Source organism: Bradyrhizobium embrapense, from assembly GCF_001189235.2.
Taxonomy (GTDB): domain Bacteria; phylum Pseudomonadota; class Alphaproteobacteria; order Rhizobiales; family Xanthobacteraceae; genus Bradyrhizobium; species Bradyrhizobium embrapense.
Map to the genome: position 1 here is coordinate 820,539 of NZ_LFIP02000003.1, position 23,769 is coordinate 844,307.

The following is a 23,769-nucleotide window of genomic DNA, read 5'->3' on the forward strand; positions in this document are numbered from 1 at the left end:
AGTGATGAAATGAATTCCGAATTGATCGCGAAGCTCAATGAGAGAACGGCCAAGATCGGCATCGTCGGTTTGGGCTATGTCGGCCTGCCTCTGATGCTTCGCTATTGCGAGGTCGGCTACAAGGTGATCGGCTTTGATATCGACCAGACCAAGGTCGACGCGCTTCGCGCCGGCCGCTCCTATATCGAGCACATCTCGAGCGCCAGCATCAAGAATGCGACGGAGCTTGGGTTCGAGCCGACGACCGATTTCTCGCGTGCGCGCGAGGTCGATGCGCTGATCCTGTGCGTGCCGACGCCGCTCAACAAGTACCGCGAGCCCGATCTCAGCTTCGTGCTGAACACCACGGAGTCGCTGCTGCCGTACCTCCACCAGGGAATGGTGCTGTCGCTGGAGAGCACCACCTATCCCGGTACGACCGAGGAGGAGCTGAAGCCGCGCATCGAAAAGTGCGGCTTCACCGTCGGCAAGGACGTGTTTCTCGTCTTCTCGCCGGAACGCGAGGACCCCGGCAATCAGAATTTCACGACGCGTTCGATTCCGAAGGTCTGCGGTGGCTGTACGCCGGCATGCCTCGAGGCCGGCGTCGCGCTCTATCGTCAGGTGATCGACAAGGTCGTTCCGGTGAGCTCGACCCAGGCCGCCGAGCTGACGAAGCTCTTGGAGAACATCCATCGCTCGGTCAACATCGGCCTCGTCAACGAGATGAAGATGGTTGCCGACAAGATGGGCATCGACATTCATGAGGTGATCCGCGCGGCGGCAACCAAGCCGTTCGGATTCGTTCCGTACTACCCCGGTCCCGGCATCGGCGGTCACTGCATTCCGATCGACCCGTTCTATCTGACCTGGAAGGCGCGGGAATACGGCATGCACACGCGCTTCATCGAACTCGCCGGAGAGATCAATTCCTCGATGCCCGATTACGTGGTGTCGAAGATCTCGCTGGCACTCAATCAGAGGCACAAGTCGATCAGCGGCAGCTCGATCCTGGTTCTCGGCATCGCCTACAAGAAGAATGTCGACGACGTCCGCGAATCACCGTCGGTGGCGTTGATGGAACGGCTTCGCGATCTCGGCGCCAAGGTGTCCTACAGCGATCCGCACGTCCCCGCATTCCCGAAGATGCGGGCGCATTCGTTCGATCTGTCGAGTGTCGCGCTCACTGAGGACAATCTGCGACGCTTCGATTGCGTCCTGCTTGCGACCGATCACGACAAGTTCGACTATCAACTGCTCGGCGCGCATGCGCCGCTGCTCGTCGATTGTCGCGGAAAGTTTCCTCGGCCGGCGGACAATATCATTCGCGCCTAGGCAGCTTCAGCATTTGGCCGGTGGTCGCCTAGTGCGACTGCCGGGGCCGCCGTCTGGTCGAAGGCCGACCGCGGTGCAATGTACCAGAGCAGGAAGAGCAGCCCGGTGCCGTTGGTGAGCAGGGCTGTCGAAAGCGGTACGTTAAGGAGGACTTGCGGGAGAAGCCCGGCCGATAGCAGCACGAATTGCGGCGGCAAGCCGGACGAGAGGCGATTGCCGAGAGCAATGATAAGGCCGCAGCCCAGTGCGGACACCGGAGCGAGCACGAGGCCGACCGATGCGATGCCTTCGGTGGCAAACAGCGAAGCGTTGAAAGCACCGAGATCGTAGGACTTCGCCATGACGGCCCATATCGGCTCGTCGTAGGCGCACGCGACCACCAGCTTCACCGCGTTGATCTGGCAGAAATGGGTCAGCGGATGTGCCGAGAAGTAGTTGTTGTAGATTTCGAGGGCGAGCGACGGGATCGCAACCATCCTGGTGTTGACGGTGCCGAAATAGACCAGTCCGGGGGTGAGTGGGAACATATCGGTCTTGACCAGGACGAACAGGATCAAGCCAGCCAGGACGGGCAGGAAAAACGACAGGATCGTCGCAACTCTGGCCTCGGCCAGCTTGCAGACGAGCGCCACAAACAGCAGCCAGACCGGCGCAAACAGCGCCATCTTGGTCAGCATGATCGGGTAGAACAGAAGCATCAGGACGAGCGTGATCCCAGCCTGCCAGAACCGCTTGCTGGTGACGAAGCAGGCAAAGGCGAGCGGCAGCAGGGCGTTTGAGGCGATCCAGACCGCGTAACGCAGGACCCCCGGCAACGCGACCTCCGCGCGATATTTGTACATCTCGCTGAGCGCGACCAGTTTGTGGTTGTAGAGCGCGCCGATACCGATGATCGCGGCCGAGGCGATCAGGATCGCCGAAGGCATCAGGTGAAAGGCGCGTGCCGGCATGACGACAGCCTGCCGCACCGGCGAGGTGATAAACAGCGTGGGAACAAGGAACGCGAGTGCCGACAGCACGATCGAGACGAGCCCCAGGCGGTGATCATAGTCGAGCAGCGAGAACTCGATCAGCCAGAGATATCCCAGCACCATGATGTAGAAGTAGAAGCCGACGAGATAGCCGAAGCTGAACCGGCTGACAGCGAACAGGATGACAACGGGACTGAACACCAAAACGTTCAGGATTGCAGACGTCAGGTGCGCTTTGTCGAAGCCGACGACGCCTGGAAAGGAATCCGTGATCGTGATGCAGTACAGCGAGATGCAGCAAACCGTGACATGGGCGTAGGCGAGCAGGGCGAGCCTGGCTTGGCGCCAGCGCAAATCCGGCTCCGGCCACATCACGCGACGGTTCATTCTCATCTGCTGCCGTACCGGACTTTGCATTTGGACTGTCTCGTTGGTGATCGTTGTATTCGGGCAGGCTAGGCCCGAACAATCGCCACACAATGACGCCTCCTGAACCCACGACATGGCACGGTCCCGTTAAGACGACAAGGATGGGCTGCTGTTTCATGCTGCTTTTCCTGCTCGGCGATGCAATTGCTGCCTCGAGCTCCGGCGCGTTGCCGCTGCGGGAGCGGCGTTGCCTTCAGCAACAAATCCGCCGGTCGTGCTGTCCGACCCAGCCAAGGCCTTGCCTTATCCCACGTTTTCTGGGTAATGGACGCTATGCTGCGGCTCGCAAGGCCGCTGTTCCCTCGGCTTTTCGGCTGGCCGCAATGGCCGGTCACGAGACAAGACAGGGCCTGTTGCATGATCAGATTTGGCCTGCTCGGGTGCGGGCGTATCGCCAAGCGCCATTCCGATCTCCTGGGTGGCAATCACATCGCGGGAGCAAGCCTGGTTGCGGTCTGCGATCCGCTTCGTGCGCGTGCCGATGCGATTGCCGGGAGGTTCGCCGTTCCCGCCCATTACGACATGCACGAGTTCCTGGCGCGCAAGGATATCGACGCCGTTGCCGTGCTGACCCCGAGCGGGCTGCATCCCGCGCATGTGATCGCCTGTGCCAGGGCCGGCAAGCACGTCGTGGTCGAGAAGCCGATGGCGCTGCGGCTGCAGGACGCCGACGACATGATCCGGGCCTGCGACGAGGCCGGCGTCAAGATGTTCATCGTCAAGCAGAACCGCTTCAACGTGCCGGTAGTCAAGGCGCGCGAGGCGCTCGATGCCGGTCGCTTCGGCAAGCTCATCCTCGGGACTGTGCGGGTGCGGTGGTGCCGCGACCAGGCCTATTACGACCAGGACGATTGGCGCGGCACCTGGGCCTATGACGGGGGCGTGCTGACCAACCAGGCGAGCCACCATGTCGATATGCTGGAATGGTTCTTCGGCGACGTGGTGAGCGTGCATGCGCGCGCGACGACGGCGCTGGCCAACATCGAAACCGAGGACACCGCCGTCGCGACGCTGAAGTTCCGAAACGGAGCGCTCGGGATCATCGAGGCGACCACCGCGGCGCGCCCGACCGATCTCGAGGGCTCGCTGTCGATCCTGGGCGAAAAGGGCACGGTCGAGATTTCCGGTTTCGCGGTCAACCAGATCCGGCACTGGCGCTTCGTCAACGAGCTGCCGTCGGACAAGGACGTCGTGGAGAAGTTCTCGGTCAACCCGCCCAACGTCTACGGCTTCGGCCATCAGGCCTATTATCATCACGTGGTCGATTGCCTGGAGAACCAGCGCGCGGCGCTGGTCGACGGGCTCGAGGGCCGCAAGAGCCTGGAGCTGATCTCGGCCCTCTATGAGTCGATCGAGACCGGAGAAGAAGTCGCGCTGCGCTTCACACCGCGGCTGAGCCGGCTGGGTGTCGTTTCGTGAATCAGCCGGAAGTGCATCAGGCCGGCGTGCGCGACGTCGCGTTCGGCGAACGCGTCAAGATCGTCGAGCCCTGCAATCTCTACGGCTGCACGGTCGGCGACGACTGCTTCATCGGGCCTTTCACCGAAATCCAGAAGGGCGTGGTGGTCGGAGCGCGCACCCGCGTGCAATCGCATGCCTTCGTCTGCGAGCTCGTCACCATCGGCGAGGACTGTTTCGTCGGGCACGGCGTGATGTTCGTCAACGACACGTTCGCAACCGGCGGCCCGGCGCGCGGCCGCAAGGAGCTGTGGCGCGAGACCGTGATCGGCAACCGGGTGTCGATCGGCTCTAACGCCACGATCATGCCGGTCAGGATCACTGATGACGTCGTCATCGGCGCAGGGTCTGTCGTGACCAAGGACATCACGACATCAGGCACCTATGCCGGCAATCCGGCGCGCCGGCTGCTGGCGAGCCAATAGGGGAATATCGATGCCGGTGCCGTATGCCGATCTGCAACTGCAGTACCAGTCGATCAAGGACGAGATCGATGCGGCGATCGCCGGCGTGATCCGCGACAACGCCTTCATTCGCGGCAGCTATGTCGACGCCTTCGAACGCGAGTTTGCCGCGGCTGCCGAGGTCGCTCACTGCGTGTCCTGCGCCAACGGCACCGATGCGCTTTATCTTGCGATGCGGGCGCTGAAGGTGAAGCCGGGCGATGAGGTGATCACGACGGCGCATTCCTGGATATCGACTGCGGCGATGATCACCCATTCCGGCGCCACCGTCGTGTTCTGCGACACCGATGATGCGACATTCACGATCGATCCGGCAACGATCGAGGCCGCGATCACGCCGCGCACCGTCGGCATTATCCCGGTGCATTTGTACGGCCAGCCCGCAGACATGGACGCGATCATGGCGATCGCGCAGAAGCACAAGCTCTGGGTGATCGAGGACTGCGCCCAGGCCCATCTCGCGCGCTACAAGGGCCGCATGGTCGGCACGTTCGGCGAGGCCGCGACCTATTCATTCTATCCCGGCAAGAATCTCGGCGCGATGGGTGATGCCGGCGCGGTCGTCACCAACGATGCGGCGCTCGCCGAGCGAATGGCGATGCTGGCGCGCCATGGCGGGCTGGTGAAGCACCAGCACCACATCGAGGGCGTCAACAGCCGGCTCGACGGGATGCAGGCTGCGATCCTCTCGGCCAAGCTGCCGCATCTCACCGCCTGGACAGAGGCCCGCCAGGCCGCAGCCGAGGTCTACGATGCCGGCCTCAACCAGATCGAAGACGTCGTCGTGCCCGAGGTGGCGCCGGCGCGCAGCCACGTCTACCACCTTTACACGATCAGGCATCCGCGCCGCGACGCGCTCGCCGCGCACCTCAACGCCAATGGCGTGCAGACCGCGATCAACTACCCGACCGCGCTGCCATTCCTGCCGGCCTACGCCCGGTTTGGCCACCGGCCGGAGCAATTCCCCAACGCCCATCGCGATCAGGGCCAGATTCTCTCAATCCCGATGTTCGCCGAGATCACGCGTCAGCAGCAGGACGAGGTGATCGATCTGGTCCGCAAGTTCTGATCGCCATGGCCGCCTCGCGCCGGGCGCCGGGCTCAGCTTCGCTGCAGCAGCGGCTTCAGGAACACTTCCAGATTGGGGCCTGAGAACAGATAGCCCCTTACGCCCGCCGCGCGCGCGGCTTCGAGATCGGTTGGCTGATCGCCGATCAAAAAGCTTCGTTCAACGTCGACCGGAAAGCGCTCCAGCAGATCGGTGATCATGCCCGGCGACGGTTTGCGTCGGGGGCTGACCTGCCGGTATCGCTCAACGGACCCTTCAGGATGGAACGGGCAATACTCGAAGGCGTCGATATGCGCGCCGATCTTGCCGAGCTCGGCCGCCATCCAGTCGTGAAGCTGCTGGACGTGCGCCTCCTCATAGAGGCCTCTTGCGACACCTGACTGGTTGGTCACGACGAACGCAAGATAGCCCATGTCGTTGGCGGCCTTCACCGCCTCGCGCGCCCCGTCGATCCAGATCAGCCTGTGACTCTCGAACAGATAGCCGATATCCTGGTTCAGGACGCCGTCCCGATCGAAGAAAACCGCCGGCCGTCGCGGCTCACTTCCGGAAGCGCTATTCATGAGGTGATGATCCCGTCTCCGCGAGGCATGAACCAGCTCAATAGTTCACAATGCCGCGCGCGACAACGTGGATTGGACCACACGGGGTGGTCGGCTCATCGTTCGTCGGCGATCACCTTGCCGTCGTTCGGCAGTGCGCCGGCGCCGACCAGCTCGACGACGCCGCCGAGCTTGGTCACGGCACGCAGCGTGGCCGCAACCTCGTCCTGCAGGGTGCCGGCCGGAGAAGTGCATTCGGCTTTCAGCGTCATCGCGTCAGCCTCGCCAGCGCGCGTGACCACGAGGCGCAGCCGTCCGAGTGCGGGATGACGCTTGCCGATTTCCGCGATCTGCTCCGGGCGCACGAACATGCCCTTGACCTTGGTGGTTTGGTCGGCGCGGCCCATCCAGCCCTTGATGCGCATGTTGGTGCGCCCGCACGGGCTCGCGCCCGGCAGGGCCGCGGTCAAATCGCCGAGCGCGAGGCGGATCCAGGGATGATGCGGATCGAGCGAGGTCACCACGATCTCGCCGACGTCCCCCGGCGCGACAGGATCCCCGGTGCCGGGCTTGACGATCTCCAGGATCAGCTCCTCATTGACCGTCATCCCCTCGCGCGCCGGCGTCTCGAATGCGATCAGGCCGAGATCGGCGGTGCCGAAGGCCTGGTAGGCCTCGACGCCGCGCGCCTTCATCTCCTCCTGCAACGATTGCGGAAATGCCGCGCCTGAGACCAGCGCGCGCTTGATCGAGGACACGTCGCGGCCGCCCGCGGCGGCGGCGTCGAGCAGTATCTTCAGGAAATCGGGTGTGCCGCTATAGCCGACCGGCCGATAGGCCTCGATCAGCTCGAATTGCTGCTCGGTATTCCCTGGGCCAGCCGGGATCACGGCACAACCGAGTGCCCGCGCCGAGGCGTCGAAGATGAAGCCGCCGGGGGTCAGGTGATAGCTGAAGGTGTTCAGCACCACGTCCCCCTCGCGAAAGCCCGCCGCAAACAGCGCCCGCGCCCCGCGCCAGGGGTCGGCCTGGCGGCCTTCCGGCTCGAAGATCGGTCCGGGCGAGGTGAACAGCCGCGCAAACGCGCCGGGCTTCTCGGCCACGAACCCGCCGAACGGCGGGGCGGCCTTGTGCAAGGCCGGCAGCTCCGATTTGCGCAGGACCGGCAGCCCCGCCAGCGCTTGCCGGCTGGAGATGGAGGCGGGATCGATGCCCCTCAGCAAATTGGCATAGGCGGGCGCTGCCATCGCCTTGCGCAGCACGTCCGGCAGCCGGGCGAACAGGGCGGCCTCGCGCTCGGCCGGATCGCGCGTTTCAAGGGCGTCGTAATGGTCGGTCATGGCAGGTCCTTGGGAGGATTTGCGCAGGTGGCGTGCCGGTCCGCCCGTGCTATCAGACGGTGACCGCTGATATTGGGATGGTTCCAGGGAGCACGATGGCTGAGGCAGAGAGCGTTGCGGCGGACGGGGCCGCCGACGTCGTCGGGAGGTTGAAGCGCCGCATCATCGACCACGCCTTGCCGCTGTGGTCGACGGTCGGCTGGGACGGCACGGCCGGCGGCTTTGTCGACCGGCTGCATCAGGATGGGACAGCCGACAACGCCGCGCCGCGCCGGATCATGGTGCAGGCGCGCCAGATCTACTGCTACGCCAAGGCGGCCCAGATGGGCTGGTATCCCGAGGGGCGCGCGATCGCGCTGAAGGGGCTGGACTACCTGCTGGCCAAGGCCAAGGCGCCGGACGGCCGGCCGGGCTTCGTGTTCAGCCTGACGCCGGACGGCGGCGTGCATGACCCGCTGCGTGACACCTACGGCCATGCCTTCGTGCTGCTCGCGCTGGCGACCGCCTATGGTCTTGACCAGGATGCCCAGATCCGCGCCGAGATCGACGCGCTGCTGTCGTTCCTCGACACCCAGCTGCGCTCGCCCCATGGCGGTTTCCACGAAGGCCTGCCGCCGTCGATGCCGCGCCGGCAGAATCCGCAAATGCATCTCTTCGAGGCGATGATCGCCTGCTTCGACGCAACCCACGATTTGTCGTTCCAGAACCGCGCCGGCGATTTCTTCGCCCTGTTCCTCGCTAACCTGTACGACAAGCAGATGCACACGCTCGGCGAATATTTCGAGGAGGACTGGTCGAAGATCCCGCCGGTCAGCGTCGAGCCCGGCCACCTCGCGGAATGGGTCTGGCTGCTGAAGGGGTTTGAACGGATCACCGGCTGCCCCACCGGACGCCCGCGCGGCGAGCTCCTGGCCTCCGCGCTGCGCTATCGCGACGCCACCGGCTGCCTGATCGACGAGGGCGATACCGAGGGCAACATCCGCCGTCACACGAGGCGGCTGTGGCCGCAGAGCGAGCTGGCCAAGGCCTGGATCGCGCAGGCGGAGTCGGGCGAAGCCGGCGCTGCGGACGAGGCCCGCGCGGCGCTGGTGCTGCTGGAGCGGCACTATTTCAGCCATCCTGTGCGAGGGGGCTGGTACGACCAGTTCGACCGCGAGGGCAGATCGCTGGTCACCACGATCCCGGCGTCGTCTTTCTACCATGTGCTCTGCGCGGTCACTGAAGCCGAGCAGGTGCTCGGATAGAACCGCCTTCCTGTTCTGACGCGTTTTCTGCACACGCAACTCCGCCCGAAAACGCCCCGATATCCTCACAGCCAGCGCTTGCGCCGCTTGAAGCTCTTCAGGTTCTTGAAGCTCTTGCGCTGGTCGCCGGCGCCGCCGAGGTAGAACTCCTTGACGTCCTCATTGTCGCGCAGCTCGTCGGCGGAGCCGTCGAGCACCACCTTGCCCTGTTCCATGATGTAGCCGTGGCTCGCGACCGACAGCGCGGCGCGGGCGTTCTGCTCGACCAGGAGGATCGTGACGCCAAGATCGCGGTTGATCTCCTTGATGATCGCGAACACTTCCTTGACCAGCAGCGGCGACAGCCCCATCGAGGGCTCGTCCATCAGGATCATCTTCGGGCGCGCCATCAGCGCGCGGCCGATCGCGAGCATCTGCTGCTCGCCGCCGGAGAGATAGCCGGCAAGGCCGGTGCGCTCCTTGAGGCGCGGGAAATATTTGAACACCATGTCGATATCATCAGAGACCTCACCGTCGCGGCGCGTGAAGGCGCCGAGCCGCAAATTCTCCAGCGAGGTCATGTCGGCGACGATGCGTCGGCCTTCCATCACCTGGAAGATGCCGCGGCGGACGATCTTGTCCGGGTCGATGCCGTTGATGCGCTGGCCCTCGAACAGGATCTCGCCGCGGGTGACTTCGCCGTCCTCGGTCTTGAGCAGGCCGGAGATCGCCTTCAGCGTGGTCGACTTGCCGGCGCCGTTGGCGCCGAGCAGCGCCACGATCGCGCCCTTCGGCACTTCGAGGCTGAGGCCGCGCAGCACCAGGATGACGTCGTCATAGACGACCTCGATGTTGTTGACGCTGAGCAGCGGCGGCGGCGGGACTGCCGTCGGTGCTGGCCGTGTTGCTTCGACGCTTTGGGTCATGATCCGCATCACTCTCCGTTGTCGTCACCCGCGTTTGCGCAACGGCGCACTCGAGCGGGTGACCCAGTATTCCAGAGACGTTCGAAGCCAACGGAGAGGCCGCGGCGTACTGGATCCCCCGCTTTCGCGGGGGATGACGGACTTGTTTGTGGCGATTGTCTCCTCACCAGCCGAACCATTCCGGCTTGCGCGGCAGTTCGACGGTCTTCACCTTCTCGAGCTTGATCGTGCCCTTGGCCATCAGGTCGTTGATGTCGCCATCGGTCGCGCCGGAAACCTTGGCGCGATAGAGATCGACCTTGGTCGTCGGGCGATGATCCTTCTCGGTCCAGTTCGACGGATTGCAGACGCCGTCCATGCCAGCCGGCACCCAGTCCTTCTTCTGGTAGAAGCCCTTGGCGACGTTCTCGCCGGTGGCGCCGCCGTTCTTGGCGGCCCAATCCAGCGCTTCCTTCATGTAGAGCGCGCTGCAGACCGCGGCGATGTAGTGCACCGGCCGATAGACCTTGCCCGACGGATCGGACATCTTCGAGATCTCCATCACTGTCTTCATGCCGGGCGCATTGCCGCCCCAGCCGACCGCCGTGCGCAGCGGGAAGATCACGCCGTCGGCGGCATCGCCCGCGGTCTTGGCCGCGTTCTCGTCCATGCCCCAGACGTTAGAGAGGAACTGGACGTCGACGCCGGCGGTCTTGCAGGCCTTCATGACCGAGATGTTCGAGGCTGCGGTGTTGCCGAGATAGGCGTAGTTGGCGCCGGAGCTCTTCAGGCTGAGGCACTGCGCCGAGTAGTCGCCGGGCGACAGCGCGAACACCAGAGGCGGCAGCACCTCGAACCCGAGCTCGGTCGCGAGCGCTTCACCGGCGGCCTTCGGCGCGTTCGGATAGGGATGGTTGGCGCCCATGTGGACGAATTTGGGCTTGCCGGGCTTGCCCTTGGCCTTCCAGTCCTCGGCCGCCCAGGTCAGCTCGGCGCGCAGCGCGTCCGAGTAGCTCGGGCCGTAGAAGAAGTTGTACGGCGCGGGCTTGGCCTTGCCGCTGGTGCCTTCGGGATCGGTCAGCGCGGCCGCATAGGAGCCCGACATGTCGGGGATCTTGTCCTGCGCCAGGAAGCCGGTCAGCGCCTCGGTATCCGCCGTGCCCCAGCCCATGATCGCCGCGACCTTGCCGTCGGGCGCCGACCATTTCTTGTACAGCGCGATCGCGCGCGGCACCTGATAGCCATAGTCGTTGCTGTCGGCATTGATCTGCTTGCCGCCGACGCCGCCGTTTTTATTGACCCAGGCGAAGGTATCGACGACGCCCTGGCCATAGGGCGTGCCGACGTCCGAGGTGCCGCCCGAGAGGTCCTGCAGATGGCCGATGGCGATCTGCGCCTGCGCGGTGGCGGCCGCGCCGCTGACCAGCAGCGCGAGGGAGACCGAGCTCAAAAGGGATCTAATCGTCATTGTTGTTTCCTCCTTTTATTCGTTGAACCGAATTTGAGTTGTTCCAAGCGTCAGTGCGAGAACGGATATAGCTTCCAGTAGGCCTTGATCTGCCGCCAGCGATGCGCGAGCCCATCCGGCTCGAACATCAAAAAGCCGATGATGATCAGGCCGATCGCGATCTCGCGCAGGAATGTGATGTTGTTGTTGAGCTGCAGCGCCTTGTCGATGGCGCCGCCCTTCAGCCAGGCGCTCAGCCATTCCATCGATTCCGGGAGCAGCACCACGAAGGCCGTTCCCATCAGCGTGCCCATCACCGAGCCGGTGCCGCCAATGATGACCATGGCGAGGAACAGTACCGAGCGCTCGATGCCGAAGCCTTCCTGCGAAACCACGAGCTGATAATGCGCGTAGAGCGCGCCGGCGATGCCGGCAAAGAACGCGGCAAGCCCGAACGACAGCGTCCGATACTTGGTCAGGTTGATGCCCATGATCTCCGCGGAGAGATAGTGGTCGCGGATCGCGACCAGTGCACGGCCGTCGCGGGTGCGCATCAGATTGGTGACCAGCAGATAGCTGATCACCATGTAGGCGAGCACGACGTAGAAATACTGCCGGTCGCCGCGCAGAGTGTAGCCGAAGATCGAGAACGGATTGGCGCTGGCCGGCACCGAGCCGCCGGAGAACCATTCGGCGCGCGAGAAGAAGTCGAGCAGGATGTACTGCGCGGCGAGCGTTGCGATGACGAGGTAGAGTCCCTTCAGCCGCGCTGCCGGCACGCCGAACACCAGGCCGACCAGCGCCGTGATCACGCCGGCGAGGGGGATCGCGAAGAACACCGGGATCGGCGCGTTGTTGGAGATGTAGGCCGAGGTGAAGGCGCCGAACAGGAAGAAGGCGGCATGGCCGATCGAGATCTGACCGGTGAAGCCGACCAGGACGTTGAGGCCGAGCGCCGCGATCGCGAAGATGCCGATCTGGATCGCGATCGAGAGCAGGTAGTTGGACAGCAGCAGCGGCGCGAAGCAAGCGAGCGCGATGCCGGCAATCGCGAAGTTGCGGCTGGTCGCGGTCGGGAAGATCGTGGTGTCGGCCGCGTAGCTGGTGCGGAAATCGCCGGAAGGAATGAGTGTGCTTGTCGCCATGGATCAGACCCGCTCGATGTCCTTGGTGCCGAACAGCCCGTACGGCTTGATCATCAGGATGATGATCAGGACGTAGAACGGCGCGATCTCATACAGATTGCCCCAGTGCAGATACTCGCTGTCGATATACTGGGCGACGTTTTCCAACAGCCCGATGATGATGCCGCCGAGCACGGCGCCGCCGACCGAGTCGAGCCCGCCGAGGATCGCGGCCGGAAACACCTTGATGCCGTAGGCGGAGAGGCCGGACGACACGCCGTTGACCACGGCGACCACGACGCCGGCGACGGCCGAGACCGTGGCCGAGATCGCCCACGCCATCGCGAATACGCTCTTCACGGAAATGCCGAGCGACTGCGCGACCTGCTGGTTGAAAGCGGTAGCGCGCATCGCCAGGCCATACTTGGAGGCGCGGAAGAACCAGGCCATGCCGACCATCATGGCGAGCGAGACCACGAGGCTCATGACGTAAACGGTCTGGATCTGCAGTCCGAACAGGCTGACCGCCTGGCTCTGGAATACGCGCGGGAACGGCTGCGGATTGACGCCGAAGATCCACTTCAGCGCGGCCTGGAACACGGTCGAGAGGCCGATCGTCACCATGATTACGGAGATGATCGGTTCGCCGATCATCGGCCGCAGGATCACGACCTGGATCGCGATGCCGAAGATGAACATGAACACCAGCGTGATCGGCATGCCGATCCAGAACGGCACCTGGTACTTCGTCAGCAGCGCCCAGCACACCCAGGCACCGACCAGCAGCAATTCGCCTTGCGCGAAATTCACGACCTGCGTCGCCTTGTAGATCAGCACGAACGACATCGCGACCACGCCGTAAAGCGTGCCGACCACGAGGCCGTTGACGATCAGCTGGATCAGGAACTGGGTGTTCATGGGAGTCCGTGCTATCTTCGCCTCGCCCCGCTTGCGGGGAGAGGCCGGCGTGCGGAGCACGACGGGTGAGGGGGAGTCTCCGCATGCGCGGTGCGAGCGAGATCAAAACCGAACGCGCTAGGAAGTTGCGAAACGTCTCGACAGATGCTGAAGGGACACTCTGGTACCGGCTTCGTGCCCGCAGGCTGAATGGCTACAAGTTCGTAAGACAAGAACCGATTGGGCCCTACACCGTCGACTTTATCTGTCGAGAGCGCCGTCTCATCATTGAAGTGGACGGCGGGCAACACGCCGACAGCCAACCGGATGCTCTTCGCGACAAATGGCTCGTCGACCACAACTATCGCGTTCTCCGGTTCTGGAATAACGAGATCTCGGGCAATTTGGCGGGGGTCCTCGAAACGATTGTCACCGTCCTCGCGGAGGCTCCCCCTCACCCGGATCGCTGACGCGATCCGACCTCTCCCCGCAAGCGGGGCGAGGTGAAAGCGAGTGCGCGCCGTTGGGTGAGTCATTCCGCGGCCTCCGAGATGGTGGCGCGGCCGAGGTCGACGACCTCGAGCGTGGTGCGGACGCGCTGCGTGGTGCCGTCCTGGAAGCGGATCACGGTGTCGACCGGGATGCTGGCCTTGCCGCGGTAGATCGCCTCGATGATGTCGGAGTATTTCTCGTTGATCACGCCGCGGCGGACCTTTCGGGTCCGCGTCAGCTCGCCGTCGTCGGCATCGAGCTCCTTGTAGAGCAGCAGGAAGCGCGAGATGCGCTGCGCCGGCGGCAGGGTGGCGTTGACGGTCTCGACCTCTTTCTTCAAGAGCGCGTAGACCTCCGGCCGTGAGGACAGGTCGGTATAGGTCGTGAACGAGATCCGGTTCTTCTCCGCCCATTTCGAGATGATCGAGTAGCGGATGCAGATCATCGCCGCGAGCGCGTCGCGGCCGGCGCCGAGCACGACGGCCTCGGCGACATAGGGCGAGAACTTCAGCTTGTTCTCGATATATTGCGGCGAGAAGCGTTCGCCGCGCGAGGTCTCGGCGAGATCTTTGATGCGGTCGATGACGACGAGCTGCCGGTTGTCGTTGTAGTAGCCAGCGTCGCCCGAGTGCATCCAGCCGTCCTTGATGTCGGCGACGGATGCCTCGGGGTTCTTGTAGTAGCCGTGGAACATGTTGGGGTGCCGCACCACGATCTCGCCGACGCCGTTGACGTCGGGATTGTCGATGCGGATCTCGATGTTGTCGGCCATCGGAACGCCCGTGGTATCGGGATCGACCTTGCCTTCGGGATGCAGCGTGTAGGCGCCGAGCAGCTCGGTCTGGCCATACAGCGTGCGCAGCGGCACGCCCATCGCCTGGAAGAACTTGAAGGTATCCGGCCCGAGGGCCGCGCCGCCGGTTGCCGCCGAGCGCAGCCGTGTGAAGCCGAGCCGGTCGCGCAGCGCACGGAACAGGAGCTGGTCGGCGAAAACAGAGCGCTTGCCCTCGGCGAGCGCCGCAAGCCCGGTCTTCATGCCGAGATCGTAGAGCCGCTGCTTGAACGGCGAGGCATCCATCACCCCGGCGCGGACGTCGGCCGCGATCGATTCCCAGACCCGCGGCGCGAACAGCACGAAGGTCGGTGCGATCTCGCGGAAATCGTGCATCATGGTGTCGGGCTCTTCGACGAAGTTGACCTTCATCCGCGAGAGCAGCGCTTTGCCGAGCGCGTAGATCTGCTCCATGATCCAGGGCAGCGGCAGCACCGAGACATATTCGTCGTCCGGCCCTTTCGGATCGAAGGCGAGATAGGTCGCGCAGTGCCGCAGCACGCGTCCGGCCGAGAGCATCGCCAGCTTCGGATTGGCTGTCGTGCCCGAGGTCGTGCAGAGGATCGCGACGTCGTCGCCTTTCGTGGCGTCGACCAGCCTCTCGTAGAGCCCGGGCTCGCGCGCCGCGCGATCGCGGCCCAGCGCGACGAGCTTGCTCGCCTCCATCAGCCGCGGATCGTCGTATTTCCGCATGCCGCGCGGATCGGAATAGACGATGTGCTTCAGGTGAGGCGCCCGGCCGGCGAGGCCGAGCAGCTTGTCGACCTGTTCCTCGTCCTCGGCGAACACCAGCTTGGCCTCGCCGTAGGTCAGCAGATAGGAAGCTTCCTCGTCGAGCACGTCGCGGTAGAGGCCGAGGCTCATCGCGCCGATCGCGTGGCTCGCGATCTCGGCGGCGACCCAGTCCGGCCGGTTGTCGCCGATGATGCCGATCACGTCGCCGCGGCCGAGCCCGAGCTCGACCATGCCGAGCGCGAAATCATGGGTGCGGGTCTGGTAATCGTTCCAGGTGAATTCGCGCCACAGCCCGAGATCCTTCTCGCGCAGCGCGATCTCGCCGCCGTGCTCCCTGGCGTTGAGGCGTAGCATCTTGGGAAAGGTGTCGGCCTGCGCGGCGCGACCGGCATAGTCGATCATGCCGCGCTCTCCCGCACCGTCGGCCTGTCGTCGGGATCGACCAGCGCCTCGTCCTCTTCGCCGAGATAGGCGCGCTTGACGTGGGGATCGGCGAGCACGGCGGCCGGATCGCCCTCGGCGATCTTGCGGCCGAAATCCAGCACCATGACGCGGTGGGAGATGTCCATCACGACGCCCATGTCGTGCTCGATCATCATCACGGTCATGCCGAACTCTTCGTTGAGATCGACGATGTAGCGCGCCATGTCTTCCTTCTCTTCGAAGTTCATGCCGGCCATCGGTTCGTCGAGCAGGATCAGCTGCGGCTCCAGCGCCATCGCGCGGGCGAGCTCGACGCGCTTGCGCAAGCCGTAGGGCAGGGTGCCGGCGGTCGCCTTGCGCACCGACTGCAGATCGAGGAAGTCGATGATCTCCTCGACCTTGCGGCGGTGCTCGAGCTCCTCGCGGCGCGCGCCGGTCAGCCAGTACAGCGATCCCGTGATGAAGTTGTTCTTCAAGAGGTGATGGCGGCCGACCATGATGTTGTCGAGCACGCTCATATGGTGGAACAGCGCCAGATTCTGGAAGGTCCGGCCGATGCCGAGGCGGGGTCGCGCGTTCGGGGTGAGGCCGGTGATGTCCTGGCCGCGATAGAACAGCTGGCCCTCGGTCGGCCGGTAGCGGCCGGAGATGCAGTTGACGATCGAGGTCTTGCCGGCGCCGTTCGGGCCGATGATGGAGAACAGCTCGCCCTCGTTGACACCGAAGCTCACTTCGGTCAGCGCGCGGACGCCACCAAAGCGCAATGAGACTCCGCGCACCTCGAGACTGTTGGCCACCCTGTTCCCTCCAGATACGGGCGCTTTGGCGCGCTCTTTATCTTCGCTTCGATCTTGCATTTCGATCTTACATGGGCCGCCGGAGGGAAACCATCCGACTAATGAAGCCGGCGTTCGGGAGCAGCGCTCGCCCCGATCGCCTGCGTCATGCGCGGTAACGCCGCACCCGCCTGCAAGCCCGTCCCTCGCGTCATCCGTGGTCAGCGATCCATCCAGGCGCTGCGCGCGGCGTTACGCGAGGTGGCTCTGAATACGAGAAAGCGATAGGTTGAATTGTCATGTGCCCGACATTTGGTCAGGAATTTTTGTTGGCACTGCAAGAAGCGGGTTCCTGGCTTCACGCGCGGCGTTGCTGCGGTGCAATATTTTGCCAGTATCTTGGGGTGGGATGCCGTCGCTAGAATGATTGCTGCCGATTACCTGAAGCGCATCGCGGCCTGGTCGCGCGAGCTGAGCGAGCACGAAATCGAAATCGCACGCGCCGGCATTTCCGAGAAGTCCTACCGCGCCAACGAATTCATCTTCATGCGCGGCGACAATTTCCAGTACTGGACCGGCATCGTCACCGGGCTGGCGCGCATGGGCATCGTCTCGCGCGGCGGCAAGGCCGCGAGCTTCGCGGGCCTTACCGCCGGCGCCTGGTTCGGCGAGGGTACCGTGCTCAAAAACGAGCTGCGGCGCTACGACGTGGTCGCGCTGCGCGACACCAGGCTGGCGATGATGGATCGCCGGACTTTCGTTTGGCTGTTCGAGAACAGCGTCGGCTTCAACCGCTTCCTGGTCGGACAGCTCAACGAGCGGCTCGGCCAGTTCATCGCGCTGCTCGAATACGGCCGCACGCTGGATGCCACCGCGCGGCTGGCGCGCTCGATCGCCTCGCTGTTCAATCCGATTCTCTACCCCGAGCTCACCTTGCACCTGGAGATCACCCAGGAGGAGATCGGGGCGCTGTCGGGTATCTCCCGGCAGAACGCCAACCAGTGCCTGAAACGGCTCGAGCGCGAGGGCCTGCTGCTGCTCGAATATGGCGGGGTGACGATCATCGAGCTCGACCGGCTGCGCCACTATGGGGAGTGACCGGCGCTGCGCCGAACGACGCCACTTTTCGAGGTTCTAAAGCGCGATGAGATCGATCGCGCTTTAGCTTCTTGTTTGGGCATGATCTTTTCGGAAAACCGCTACACACTTTTCCAGGTCATGCCTTAAAGTCCTGATTTCAAACGATTATGCCATTAGACTTGCGGCAGGCCGGATGCTACAGACCGGCCTCGTCGGGACCGCGCGGTTTTCGCGCTCTCTGGAGATGACATGGCGGTTAAGGATTCGGTGGCTCAGGACTCAAAGCGGCGCGTTGCGCTGATTACCGGCATCACCGGGCAGGACGGTGCGTATCTCGCCGAATATCTGCTCGGCCTCGGCTATACCGTGCACGGTATCAAGCGCCGCTCGTCCTCGTTCAACACGGCGCGCGTCGACCATCTTTACCAGGATCCGCACGCCGGCAACGTGCCGTTCCTGATGCACTACGGCGACATGACCGATTCGACCAATCTGATCCGACTGGTGCAGCAGATCCGGCCGACCGAGGTCTACAACCTCGCCGCCCAGAGCCACGTCCAGGTCAGTTTCGAGAGCCCGGAATACACCGCCAACGCCGACGCCATCGGCGTGCTGCGTCTGCTGGAGGCGATCCGCATCCTCGGCATGGAAAAGGAGACCCGGTTCTACCAGGCCTCGACCTCGGAACTGTACGGGCTGGTGCAGGAGGTGCCGCAGAAGGAGACCACGCCGTTCTATCCGCGTTCGCCCTATGCCGTCGCCAAGCTGTACGGCTACTGGATCACGGTCAACTACCGGGAAGCCTACGGCATGTTCGCCAGCAACGGCATCCTGTTCAACCATGAGAGTCCGATCCGCGGCGAAACCTTCGTGACGCGCAAGATCACCCGCGCCGTCGCCCGCATCGAGGTCGGCCTGGAGAACAAGCTCTATCTCGGTAACCTCGATGCCAAGCGTGACTGGGGTCACGCCCGCGATTATGTCGAGGGCATGCACAAAATCCTGCAGGTGGACGAGCCCGGCGATTTCGTGCTCGCGACCGGCGAGACGCGCTCGGTCCGCGAATTCGTCGAGCTGGCATTCGCCGAGGTCGGCCGCAGCATCGAATGGCGCGGCAAGGGCGTTGAGGAGATCGGCGTCGACAAGGCGACCGGCAACACCCTGGTGCAGATCGACCCGGTCTATTTCCGTCCGACCGAGGTCGATCTTCTGATCGGCGACGCCAGCAAGGCGCGCGCCAAGCTCGGCTGGGCGCCAAAGACGCCGTTCGCGCAACTGGTGAAGGAAATGGTCGCCAGCGATCTCGTCGAGGCCAGGCAGGATGCGGCCCATGGCAAGCACGGCGTTTGAACTGAAGGGCAAGACGGTCTTCGTCGCCGGCCATCGCGGCATGGTCGGCTCTGCGCTGATGCGCCGGCTGGCGCGCGAAGGGGCCGATCTCTTGACGGTGTCGCGCGGAGAGGTCGATTTGCGTGACCAAGCCGCGGTCAACACCTGGTTTGCCGCGAAGCGGCCGCAGGCGGTGTTCCTCGCCGCCGCCAAGGTCGGCGGCATCGTCGCCAACAACACGCTGCGCGCCGAATTCCTCTACGACAATCTGGCGATCTCGACCAACGTGATCCAGGCGGCCCATGCCAATGGGTGCGAGAAGCTGATGTTCTTCGGCTCCTCCTGCATCTATCCGCGCCTCGCGCCGCAGCCGCTGCGCGAGGATTCGATGTTGACCGGCCCGCTGGAGCCGACCAACGAGCCCTATGCGATCGCCAAGATCGCCGGCATCAAGATGGCCGAGGCCTATCGCAGCCAGTACGGCGCCGATTTCATCAGCGTGATGCCGACGAATCTCTACGGTCCCGGCGACAATTATCACCCCGAATACAGCCACGTCGTCGCCGCGCTGATCCGCCGCTTCCACGAGGCCAAGGTCTCCGGCGCGGGCAATGTCGCGGTGTGGGGCACCGGCACGCCGCGCCGTGAATTCCTCTACGTCGACGACCTCGCCGACGCCTGCATCCATTTGATGAAGACCTATTCGTCACCGGAACTGGTCAATATCGGCACCGGCGAAGACATCACCATCGCCGAGTTCGCCCGCGTGGTCGCTGCTACCGTCGACTATCGCGGCGAGATCAGCTTCGATACCTCGCGGCCCGACGGCACGCCGCGCAAGCTGCTCGACGTCGGCCGGCTTGCCAAGCTCGGCTGGCGCGCCGCGACTTCGCTCGAGGATGGCATCAAGCTCGCCTACCAGGCCTATCTGAACGAGACCAGGCAGGCGGCGGAGTAGGACGCCTCAGCGTCGTCATTGCGAGCCAGCAGGTCGGCGCGATGCGCCGCCCGACGACAGGCTCCGCGAAGCAATCGATTTGTCCGCTCGGGGAGAGAATGGATTGCTTCGCCGCTTCAGCGTAAAATTGCTTTGCAATATTGTCGCGAACTCTTCGCAATGACGGTTTCTTGCGACTAACGCGCCGCCGCGCGCGGCGGATTTTTCGAAAGCGCGGCCGCCATCGCCGATATCAGCGGCCGCATGAAGAAGGCGTCTTCCGCCGGATAGATATCGGTGCGCAGCCCATGGGACTTGAGTTCGTCCGATACCGCCGGTCCGACGGACGCGATCGGCGTACGCTCGAATCCCTGACGTAACCTGTCCTCGCAGCCGCGCGCCCGTGCCACCTCGATGAGGCGGCGGACCTGGCCGAGATTGGTCAGTGCGATCGCATCGATGCGGCCCTGCGCCATCTCCTCGATCGCAGTGACGATGTTGCCGTCGGCGGCTTGCGCGTCATAGACATAGGGCAGCACCGTATCGACTTCGGCGCCCTGCGCCTTGATCGCGCCGATCAGCGTGGCGTGATCCTTGTCCGGATAGAGCTGCAAGCCGAGCCGATGGCCGCTCAGGTCGAGCTTCGCCAGCATCTCGGCGACGCCTTCCGAGGTCGGCTTCTCGGTCGTCATTTGCGGCTCGAGGCCGATCTCGCGCAGCGCGCGGCCGGGCTTGGGACCGCGGGCGAATTTGCGCGCCTTGCCGAGGCCGCCGACAAACTCCGCCTCGACCCCGATCCGGCGCACCACCTTCATCAGCCGGCGCAGGCCTTCGCCGGTCATCAGCACGAGGTCGTCGAGCGGCCGTTCGATGGCGCGGCGAATCCAGGCCTCGATCGGTGCCGGATCCGACGCATCATGGATGGTGAACATCGGGCATTGCAGCACGTCGGCGCCCTGCTCGGCGAGCAGGCGGGAAAACTGCGCTTCCTCGCGCGTTTCGAGGATCAGGATGCGGTAGCCGTTCAACCGGTCAGCCATGATGGTCCTTAACTCATATTGCCGTCATTTGTTCGATTTGACCCCCGTGCCGGGATTGGCGCAAGGCCGCCTGCGGTGTAGACGGAGGCCGAAAATGACCGTTCCACACATCTGCTCAAGCTTTGGTCAATTGGCATGCCCGACCATCAATTCGTTCTGACCCTGTCCTGTCCCGACCGGCCGGGGATCGTCTCTGCGGTTTCGACCTTCCTTGCGCATAATGGGCAGAACATCCTGGACGCCCAGCAATTCGACGACATCGAGACCGGCAAGTTCTTCATGCGCGTGGTGTTCACTGCCGCCGATCTTGCGGTCGGGCTGCCGGCGCTGCAGACCGGTTTTGCCGCGATCGCTGAGCGTTTCGGCATGGAATGGCAGATGCGCGATCGCGCCAGCCGCCGCCGGGTGATGCTGCTGGTGTCAAAGTCCGATCACTGCCTGGTCGACATCCTCTATCGCTGGCGCACCGGCGAGCTCGAGATGATCCCGACCGCGATCGTCTCCAACCATCCGCGCGAAGTCTACGGTTCGGTCGATTTCGGCGATATCCCGTTCCATCACCTGCCGGTGACCAAAGAGACCAAGCGGCAGCAGGAAGACGCGGTCTGGAAGCTCGCCCAAGACACCAAAACCGACCTCGTGGTGCTCGCCCGCTACATGCAGATCCTGTCCGACGAGATGTCGGCGCGGCTGTCGGGTCGCTGCATCAACATCCATCATTCCTTCCTGCCGGGCTTCAAGGGCGCCAAGCCCTACCACCAGGCGCATGAGCGCGGCGTCAAGCTGATCGGCGCCACCGCGCATTATGTCACCAGCGATCTCGACGAGGGGCCGATCATCGACCAGGACGTCGAGCGCATCAGCCATCGCGACACGCCCGAGGATCTCGTGCGCAAGGGCCGCGACATCGAGCGCCGCGTGCTGGCGCGGGCGATCCGCTACCATCTCGCCGACCGCGTCATCCTCAACGGGCGCAAGACCGTGGTGTTCGTGGACTGATCCGCAGTTTCACGCGTCGCCCATAACGCGCTGCAGGCGCGAAGGGCCCGATGCTCAATGGGCAGCGCTCTGCGCCGGCGCTGCCGGCTTGGCGTCGTCGCCACGCTCCGCCGCCGGCATCAGGCGCTTGCGTTCCCGCTCCTGCATGAACTTGTCGTATTCCGGGGTGCCCGGCCGCGGTGGCGCGTCTGCCGGCAGACCACCGGCCCAGGCCGGAATGTAGTCGGCCATGCCGGCCGAAACCTTCTGGTTCACTGTGCCGCATCCTCCGAGCGCGCAGGTCGCGAGCGCGAGGGCAGTCAGGACAGGGATGTGGCGTGTGAAGATCGGCATTGGCGGCAGCATACAGCCCTGAACTTTATGGATGATGATGTTGGGCGCGACCGTTCGGCTGCAATTGTGCTTGTTTGTTGACAGTGGCGCTTGATTTGCACGATCGTACAAATGAATCGAGCCTACAGCGGCTGAGCGCGCGAGCGGTTCATGTTGGGGCGTTGAGTTTCGGAGAATAGTTCTGGTATCCTGATACTTGTTTCTGCCGCTGGGCCAAATCGAGGCGCGCGACACACGTCCATCGTCCGATTGACAGAGGGCGCGGGGAAACGCCTTGTCGCGTGACGGCTCGGCCGTGACAGGCTTGGGTCAAGATAAGGCAAGGGCCGGGCACTCGGCTCGACGCAGAACAATGGAAGGGGGAGGGACGTCGATGTTGAATCGTCGCAAGATGTTGCTGTGGGGCGCCGCCGCGGCCGTGCTTCCGGGTTGGTGCGCCAGCATGCCGGCGTGGGCGGACGACGCCGTCAAGATCGGCTTGATCCTGCCGATGACCGGTGGGCAGGCCTCGACCGGCAAGCAGATCGATAATGCCATCAAGCTCTACATGCAGCAGAAGGGCGACACCGTCGGCGGCAAGAAGATCGAGATCATCCTGAAGGACGACGCCGCGGTGCCCGACAACACCAAACGGCTCGCGCAGGAACTGATCGTCAACGACAAGGTCAACTTCATCGCCGGCTTCGGCGTGACGCCCGCGGCGCTCGCCGCGGCGCCGCTGGCGACGCAGGCCAAGATCCCGGAAGTCGTAATGGCCGCCGGCACCTCGATCATCACCGAGCGCTCGCCCTATATCGTGCGCACCAGCTTCACGCTGGCGCAGTCCTCCACCATCATCGGCGACTGGGCGGTCAAGAACGGCATCAAGAAGGTCGCGACGCTGACCTCCGACTATGCGCCGGGCAATGACGCGCTGACCTTCTTCAAGCAGCACTTCACCGCCGGTGGCGGCGAGATCGTGGAAGAGGTCAAGGTCCCGCTCGCCAATCCCGACTTCGCACCGTTCCTGCAACGCATGAAGGATGCCAAGCCCGACGCGATGTTCGTGTTCGTGCCGGCCGGGCAGGGCGGCAACTTCATGAAGCAATATGCCGAGCGTGGGCTCGACAAGAGCGGCATCAAGGTGATCGGCCCCGGCGACGTGATGGACGACGACCTGCTCAACAACATGGGCGATGCCGCGCTCGGCGCGGTGACCGCGCATCTCTATTCGGCAGCGCATCCGTCTCAGATGAACAAGGAGTTCGTCGCCGCCTACAAGAAGGCGTTCGGCAATCGCCCGGGCTTCATGGCGGTCAGCGGCTATGACGGCATCCATCTGATCTACGAGGCGCTGAAGAAGACGGGTGGCGCGACCGACGGCGACAGACTGATCGAGGCGATGAAGGGTATGACGTGGGAGAGCCCGCGCGGTCCGATCTCGATCGATCCGGAAACCCGCGACATCGTGCAGAATATCTATATCCGCAAGGTCGAGAAGGTCGACGGCGAGCTCTACAATGTCGAGTTCGCGACCTTCGAGGCCGTCAAGGACTCCGGCAAGACCAAGAAGTGACGCGCGAAAGCTCCGCTCGCTGCACGTCATGGCCGGGATGAGGCCGGCCATGACG

At 64.0% G+C, this 23,769-nt stretch carries 22 protein-coding genes; 11 read left to right on the forward strand and 11 right to left on the reverse strand.

Going from position 1 to position 23,769, the window contains the following annotated elements; translation table 11 throughout:
- Positions 1-9 precede the first annotated feature (9 nt).
- Positions 10-1,314 (forward strand): nucleotide sugar dehydrogenase, encoded by a 1,305-nt coding sequence (locus AKN83_RS17885; protein WP_050403591.1) that lies wholly within the window; start codon positions 10-12, stop codon positions 1,312-1,314.
- On the opposite strand, the gene AKN83_RS17890 is transcribed toward AKN83_RS17885, so the two are convergent.
- Positions 1,311-2,672, reverse strand: coding sequence for a hypothetical protein (locus AKN83_RS17890; protein WP_083992112.1), 1,362 nt, complete (start codon positions 2,670-2,672; stop codon positions 1,311-1,313). The two genes, AKN83_RS17885 and AKN83_RS17890, sit on opposite strands and share 4 nt — an antisense overlap.
- 399 nt (positions 2,673-3,071) lie before the next feature.
- On the opposite strand from AKN83_RS17890, the gene AKN83_RS17895 reads away from it, so the two are divergent.
- Genes AKN83_RS17895 through AKN83_RS17905 form a run of 3 tightly spaced genes read left to right on the forward strand, consistent with a single transcriptional unit; the run spans position 3,072 to position 5,705 of the window.
- The gene (locus tag AKN83_RS17895) at positions 3,072-4,133 is read left to right on the forward strand and encodes a Gfo/Idh/MocA family protein (RefSeq protein WP_050403589.1); all 1,062 of its coding nucleotides are present in this window, start codon (positions 3,072-3,074) and stop codon (positions 4,131-4,133) included.
- Entirely contained in the window at positions 4,130-4,597 is a 468-nt protein-coding gene (locus tag AKN83_RS17900; RefSeq protein ID WP_050403588.1) for an acyltransferase, read from the forward strand. The genes AKN83_RS17895 and AKN83_RS17900 overlap by 4 nt, the downstream gene beginning before the upstream one ends.
- Before the next feature lie 10 nt (positions 4,598-4,607).
- Positions 4,608-5,705, forward strand: coding sequence for a DegT/DnrJ/EryC1/StrS family aminotransferase (locus AKN83_RS17905; RefSeq protein ID WP_050403587.1), 1,098 nt, complete (start codon positions 4,608-4,610; stop codon positions 5,703-5,705).
- A 32-nt stretch (positions 5,706-5,737) separates the two neighbouring features.
- On the opposite strand, the gene AKN83_RS17910 is transcribed toward AKN83_RS17905, so the two are convergent.
- Both AKN83_RS17910 and AKN83_RS17915 read right to left on the reverse strand, forming a co-directional pair.
- A complete protein-coding gene (locus tag AKN83_RS17910; protein WP_050403586.1) occupies positions 5,738-6,268 on the reverse strand; it encodes an HAD family hydrolase in 531 nt (176 codons plus the stop codon).
- Between the two features lie 95 nt (positions 6,269-6,363).
- A complete protein-coding gene (locus AKN83_RS17915) occupies positions 6,364-7,587 on the reverse strand; it encodes a phenylacetate--CoA ligase family protein (protein ID WP_050403585.1) in 1,224 nt (407 codons plus the stop codon).
- Positions 7,588-7,682: 95 nt separating this feature from the next.
- Between AKN83_RS17915 and AKN83_RS17920 the strand changes: the two genes are divergently transcribed.
- Entirely contained in the window at positions 7,683-8,831 is a 1,149-nt protein-coding gene (locus tag AKN83_RS17920) for an AGE family epimerase/isomerase (RefSeq protein ID WP_050403584.1), read from the forward strand.
- Positions 8,832-8,896: 65 nt separating this feature from the next.
- Here AKN83_RS17920 and AKN83_RS17925 read toward each other — a convergent pair whose 3' ends face one another.
- From AKN83_RS17925 to AKN83_RS17940, 4 genes are all read right to left on the reverse strand, one after another.
- Positions 8,897-9,736: an ABC transporter ATP-binding protein gene (locus AKN83_RS17925; protein ID WP_050403667.1), complete on the reverse strand. Its 840-nt coding sequence runs from the start codon at positions 9,734-9,736 to the stop codon at positions 8,897-8,899.
- Between the two features lie 163 nt (positions 9,737-9,899).
- Positions 9,900-11,183, reverse strand: a complete 1,284-nt coding sequence (locus tag AKN83_RS17930; RefSeq protein WP_050403583.1) for an ABC transporter substrate-binding protein — start codon at positions 11,181-11,183, stop codon at positions 9,900-9,902.
- A 50-nt stretch (positions 11,184-11,233) separates the two neighbouring features.
- A complete protein-coding gene (locus AKN83_RS17935) occupies positions 11,234-12,307 on the reverse strand; it encodes a branched-chain amino acid ABC transporter permease (protein ID WP_050403582.1) in 1,074 nt (357 codons plus the stop codon).
- A gap of 3 nt (positions 12,308-12,310) precedes the next feature.
- Positions 12,311-13,204 carry a branched-chain amino acid ABC transporter permease gene (locus AKN83_RS17940; RefSeq protein WP_050403581.1) on the reverse strand — a complete coding sequence of 298 codons (894 nt, stop codon included), beginning with the start codon at positions 13,202-13,204 and terminating at the stop codon, positions 12,311-12,313.
- An 83-nt stretch (positions 13,205-13,287) separates the two neighbouring features.
- On the opposite strand from AKN83_RS17940, the gene AKN83_RS17945 reads away from it, so the two are divergent.
- Positions 13,288-13,653: an endonuclease domain-containing protein gene (locus AKN83_RS17945; protein WP_050403580.1), complete on the forward strand. Its 366-nt coding sequence runs from the start codon at positions 13,288-13,290 to the stop codon at positions 13,651-13,653.
- Between the two features lie 62 nt (positions 13,654-13,715).
- Here the strand turns inward: AKN83_RS17945 and AKN83_RS17950 are convergent, their stop codons facing one another.
- Together AKN83_RS17950 and AKN83_RS17955 are read right to left on the reverse strand one after the other, a co-directional pair.
- Positions 13,716-15,644 carry a long-chain fatty acid--CoA ligase gene (locus AKN83_RS17950; RefSeq protein ID WP_050403579.1) on the reverse strand — a complete coding sequence of 643 codons (1,929 nt, stop codon included), beginning with the start codon at positions 15,642-15,644 and terminating at the stop codon, positions 13,716-13,718.
- Entirely contained in the window at positions 15,641-16,462 is an 822-nt protein-coding gene (locus AKN83_RS17955) for an ABC transporter ATP-binding protein (RefSeq protein ID WP_063695393.1), read from the reverse strand. The genes AKN83_RS17950 and AKN83_RS17955 overlap by 4 nt, the downstream gene beginning before the upstream one ends.
- A gap of 402 nt (positions 16,463-16,864) precedes the next feature.
- Between AKN83_RS17955 and AKN83_RS17960 the strand changes: the two genes are divergently transcribed.
- From AKN83_RS17960 to fcl, 3 genes are all read left to right on the forward strand, one after another.
- The gene (locus AKN83_RS17960) at positions 16,865-17,539 is read left to right on the forward strand and encodes a Crp/Fnr family transcriptional regulator (protein WP_050403578.1); all 675 of its coding nucleotides are present in this window, start codon (positions 16,865-16,867) and stop codon (positions 17,537-17,539) included.
- Between the two features lie 231 nt (positions 17,540-17,770).
- The gene (gene gmd / locus AKN83_RS17965; RefSeq protein WP_063695394.1) at positions 17,771-18,871 is read left to right on the forward strand and encodes a GDP-mannose 4,6-dehydratase; all 1,101 of its coding nucleotides are present in this window, start codon (positions 17,771-17,773) and stop codon (positions 18,869-18,871) included.
- Positions 18,852-19,808, forward strand: coding sequence for a GDP-L-fucose synthase (gene fcl, locus AKN83_RS17970; RefSeq protein WP_063695395.1), 957 nt, complete (start codon positions 18,852-18,854; stop codon positions 19,806-19,808). Before gmd ends, fcl begins: the two co-directional genes overlap by 20 nt.
- 176 nt (positions 19,809-19,984) lie before the next feature.
- Here fcl and AKN83_RS17975 read toward each other — a convergent pair whose 3' ends face one another.
- The gene (locus tag AKN83_RS17975; RefSeq protein WP_050403577.1) at positions 19,985-20,827 is read right to left on the reverse strand and encodes a uroporphyrinogen-III synthase; all 843 of its coding nucleotides are present in this window, start codon (positions 20,825-20,827) and stop codon (positions 19,985-19,987) included.
- Positions 20,828-20,962: 135 nt separating this feature from the next.
- Between AKN83_RS17975 and purU the strand changes: the two genes are divergently transcribed.
- Positions 20,963-21,826, forward strand: coding sequence for a formyltetrahydrofolate deformylase (gene purU, locus AKN83_RS17980; RefSeq protein WP_050403576.1), 864 nt, complete (start codon positions 20,963-20,965; stop codon positions 21,824-21,826).
- 54 nt (positions 21,827-21,880) lie between these two features.
- On the opposite strand, the gene AKN83_RS17985 is transcribed toward purU, so the two are convergent.
- Positions 21,881-22,159 carry a hypothetical protein gene (locus AKN83_RS17985; protein WP_050403666.1) on the reverse strand — a complete coding sequence of 93 codons (279 nt, stop codon included), beginning with the start codon at positions 22,157-22,159 and terminating at the stop codon, positions 21,881-21,883.
- A gap of 373 nt (positions 22,160-22,532) precedes the next feature.
- On the opposite strand from AKN83_RS17985, the gene AKN83_RS17990 reads away from it, so the two are divergent.
- Positions 22,533-23,714, forward strand: a complete 1,182-nt coding sequence (locus AKN83_RS17990; protein ID WP_050403575.1) for an ABC transporter substrate-binding protein — start codon at positions 22,533-22,535, stop codon at positions 23,712-23,714.
- Positions 23,715-23,769: the final 55 nt, after the last annotated feature.

Excerpts from the sequence above, each read along its gene's own strand:
- AKN83_RS17885 (WP_050403591.1), top strand. The coding sequence starts at position 10 with ATGAATTCCGAATTGATCGCGAAGCTCAATGAGAGAACGGCCAAGATC.
- AKN83_RS17890 (WP_083992112.1), bottom strand. The coding sequence starts at position 2,672 with ATGAACCGTCGCGTGATGTGGCCGGAGCCGGATTTGCGCTGGCGCCAA.
- AKN83_RS17895 (WP_050403589.1), top strand. The coding sequence starts at position 3,072 with ATGATCAGATTTGGCCTGCTCGGGTGCGGGCGTATCGCCAAGCGCCAT.
- AKN83_RS17905 (WP_050403587.1), top strand. The coding sequence starts at position 4,608 with ATGCCGGTGCCGTATGCCGATCTGCAACTGCAGTACCAGTCGATCAAG.
- AKN83_RS17910 (WP_050403586.1), bottom strand. The coding sequence starts at position 6,268 with ATGAATAGCGCTTCCGGAAGTGAGCCGCGACGGCCGGCGGTTTTCTTC.
- AKN83_RS17915 (WP_050403585.1), bottom strand. The coding sequence starts at position 7,587 with ATGACCGACCATTACGACGCCCTTGAAACGCGCGATCCGGCCGAGCGC.
- AKN83_RS17920 (WP_050403584.1), top strand. The coding sequence starts at position 7,683 with ATGGCTGAGGCAGAGAGCGTTGCGGCGGACGGGGCCGCCGACGTCGTC.
- AKN83_RS17925 (WP_050403667.1), bottom strand. The coding sequence starts at position 9,736 with ATGACCCAAAGCGTCGAAGCAACACGGCCAGCACCGACGGCAGTCCCG.
- AKN83_RS17930 (WP_050403583.1), bottom strand. The coding sequence starts at position 11,183 with ATGACGATTAGATCCCTTTTGAGCTCGGTCTCCCTCGCGCTGCTGGTC.
- AKN83_RS17935 (WP_050403582.1), bottom strand. The coding sequence starts at position 12,307 with ATGGCGACAAGCACACTCATTCCTTCCGGCGATTTCCGCACCAGCTAC.
- AKN83_RS17940 (WP_050403581.1), bottom strand. The coding sequence starts at position 13,204 with ATGAACACCCAGTTCCTGATCCAGCTGATCGTCAACGGCCTCGTGGTC.
- AKN83_RS17945 (WP_050403580.1), top strand. The coding sequence starts at position 13,288 with ATGCGCGGTGCGAGCGAGATCAAAACCGAACGCGCTAGGAAGTTGCGA.
- AKN83_RS17950 (WP_050403579.1), bottom strand. The coding sequence starts at position 15,644 with ATGATCGACTATGCCGGTCGCGCCGCGCAGGCCGACACCTTTCCCAAG.
- AKN83_RS17960 (WP_050403578.1), top strand. The coding sequence starts at position 16,865 with ATGATTGCTGCCGATTACCTGAAGCGCATCGCGGCCTGGTCGCGCGAG.
- gmd (WP_063695394.1), top strand. The coding sequence starts at position 17,771 with ATGGCGGTTAAGGATTCGGTGGCTCAGGACTCAAAGCGGCGCGTTGCG.
- fcl (WP_063695395.1), top strand. The coding sequence starts at position 18,852 with ATGGCAAGCACGGCGTTTGAACTGAAGGGCAAGACGGTCTTCGTCGCC.
- AKN83_RS17975 (WP_050403577.1), bottom strand. The coding sequence starts at position 20,827 with ATGGCTGACCGGTTGAACGGCTACCGCATCCTGATCCTCGAAACGCGC.
- purU (WP_050403576.1), top strand. The coding sequence starts at position 20,963 with ATGCCCGACCATCAATTCGTTCTGACCCTGTCCTGTCCCGACCGGCCG.
- AKN83_RS17985 (WP_050403666.1), bottom strand. The coding sequence starts at position 22,159 with ATGCCGATCTTCACACGCCACATCCCTGTCCTGACTGCCCTCGCGCTC.
- AKN83_RS17990 (WP_050403575.1), top strand. The coding sequence starts at position 22,533 with ATGTTGAATCGTCGCAAGATGTTGCTGTGGGGCGCCGCCGCGGCCGTG.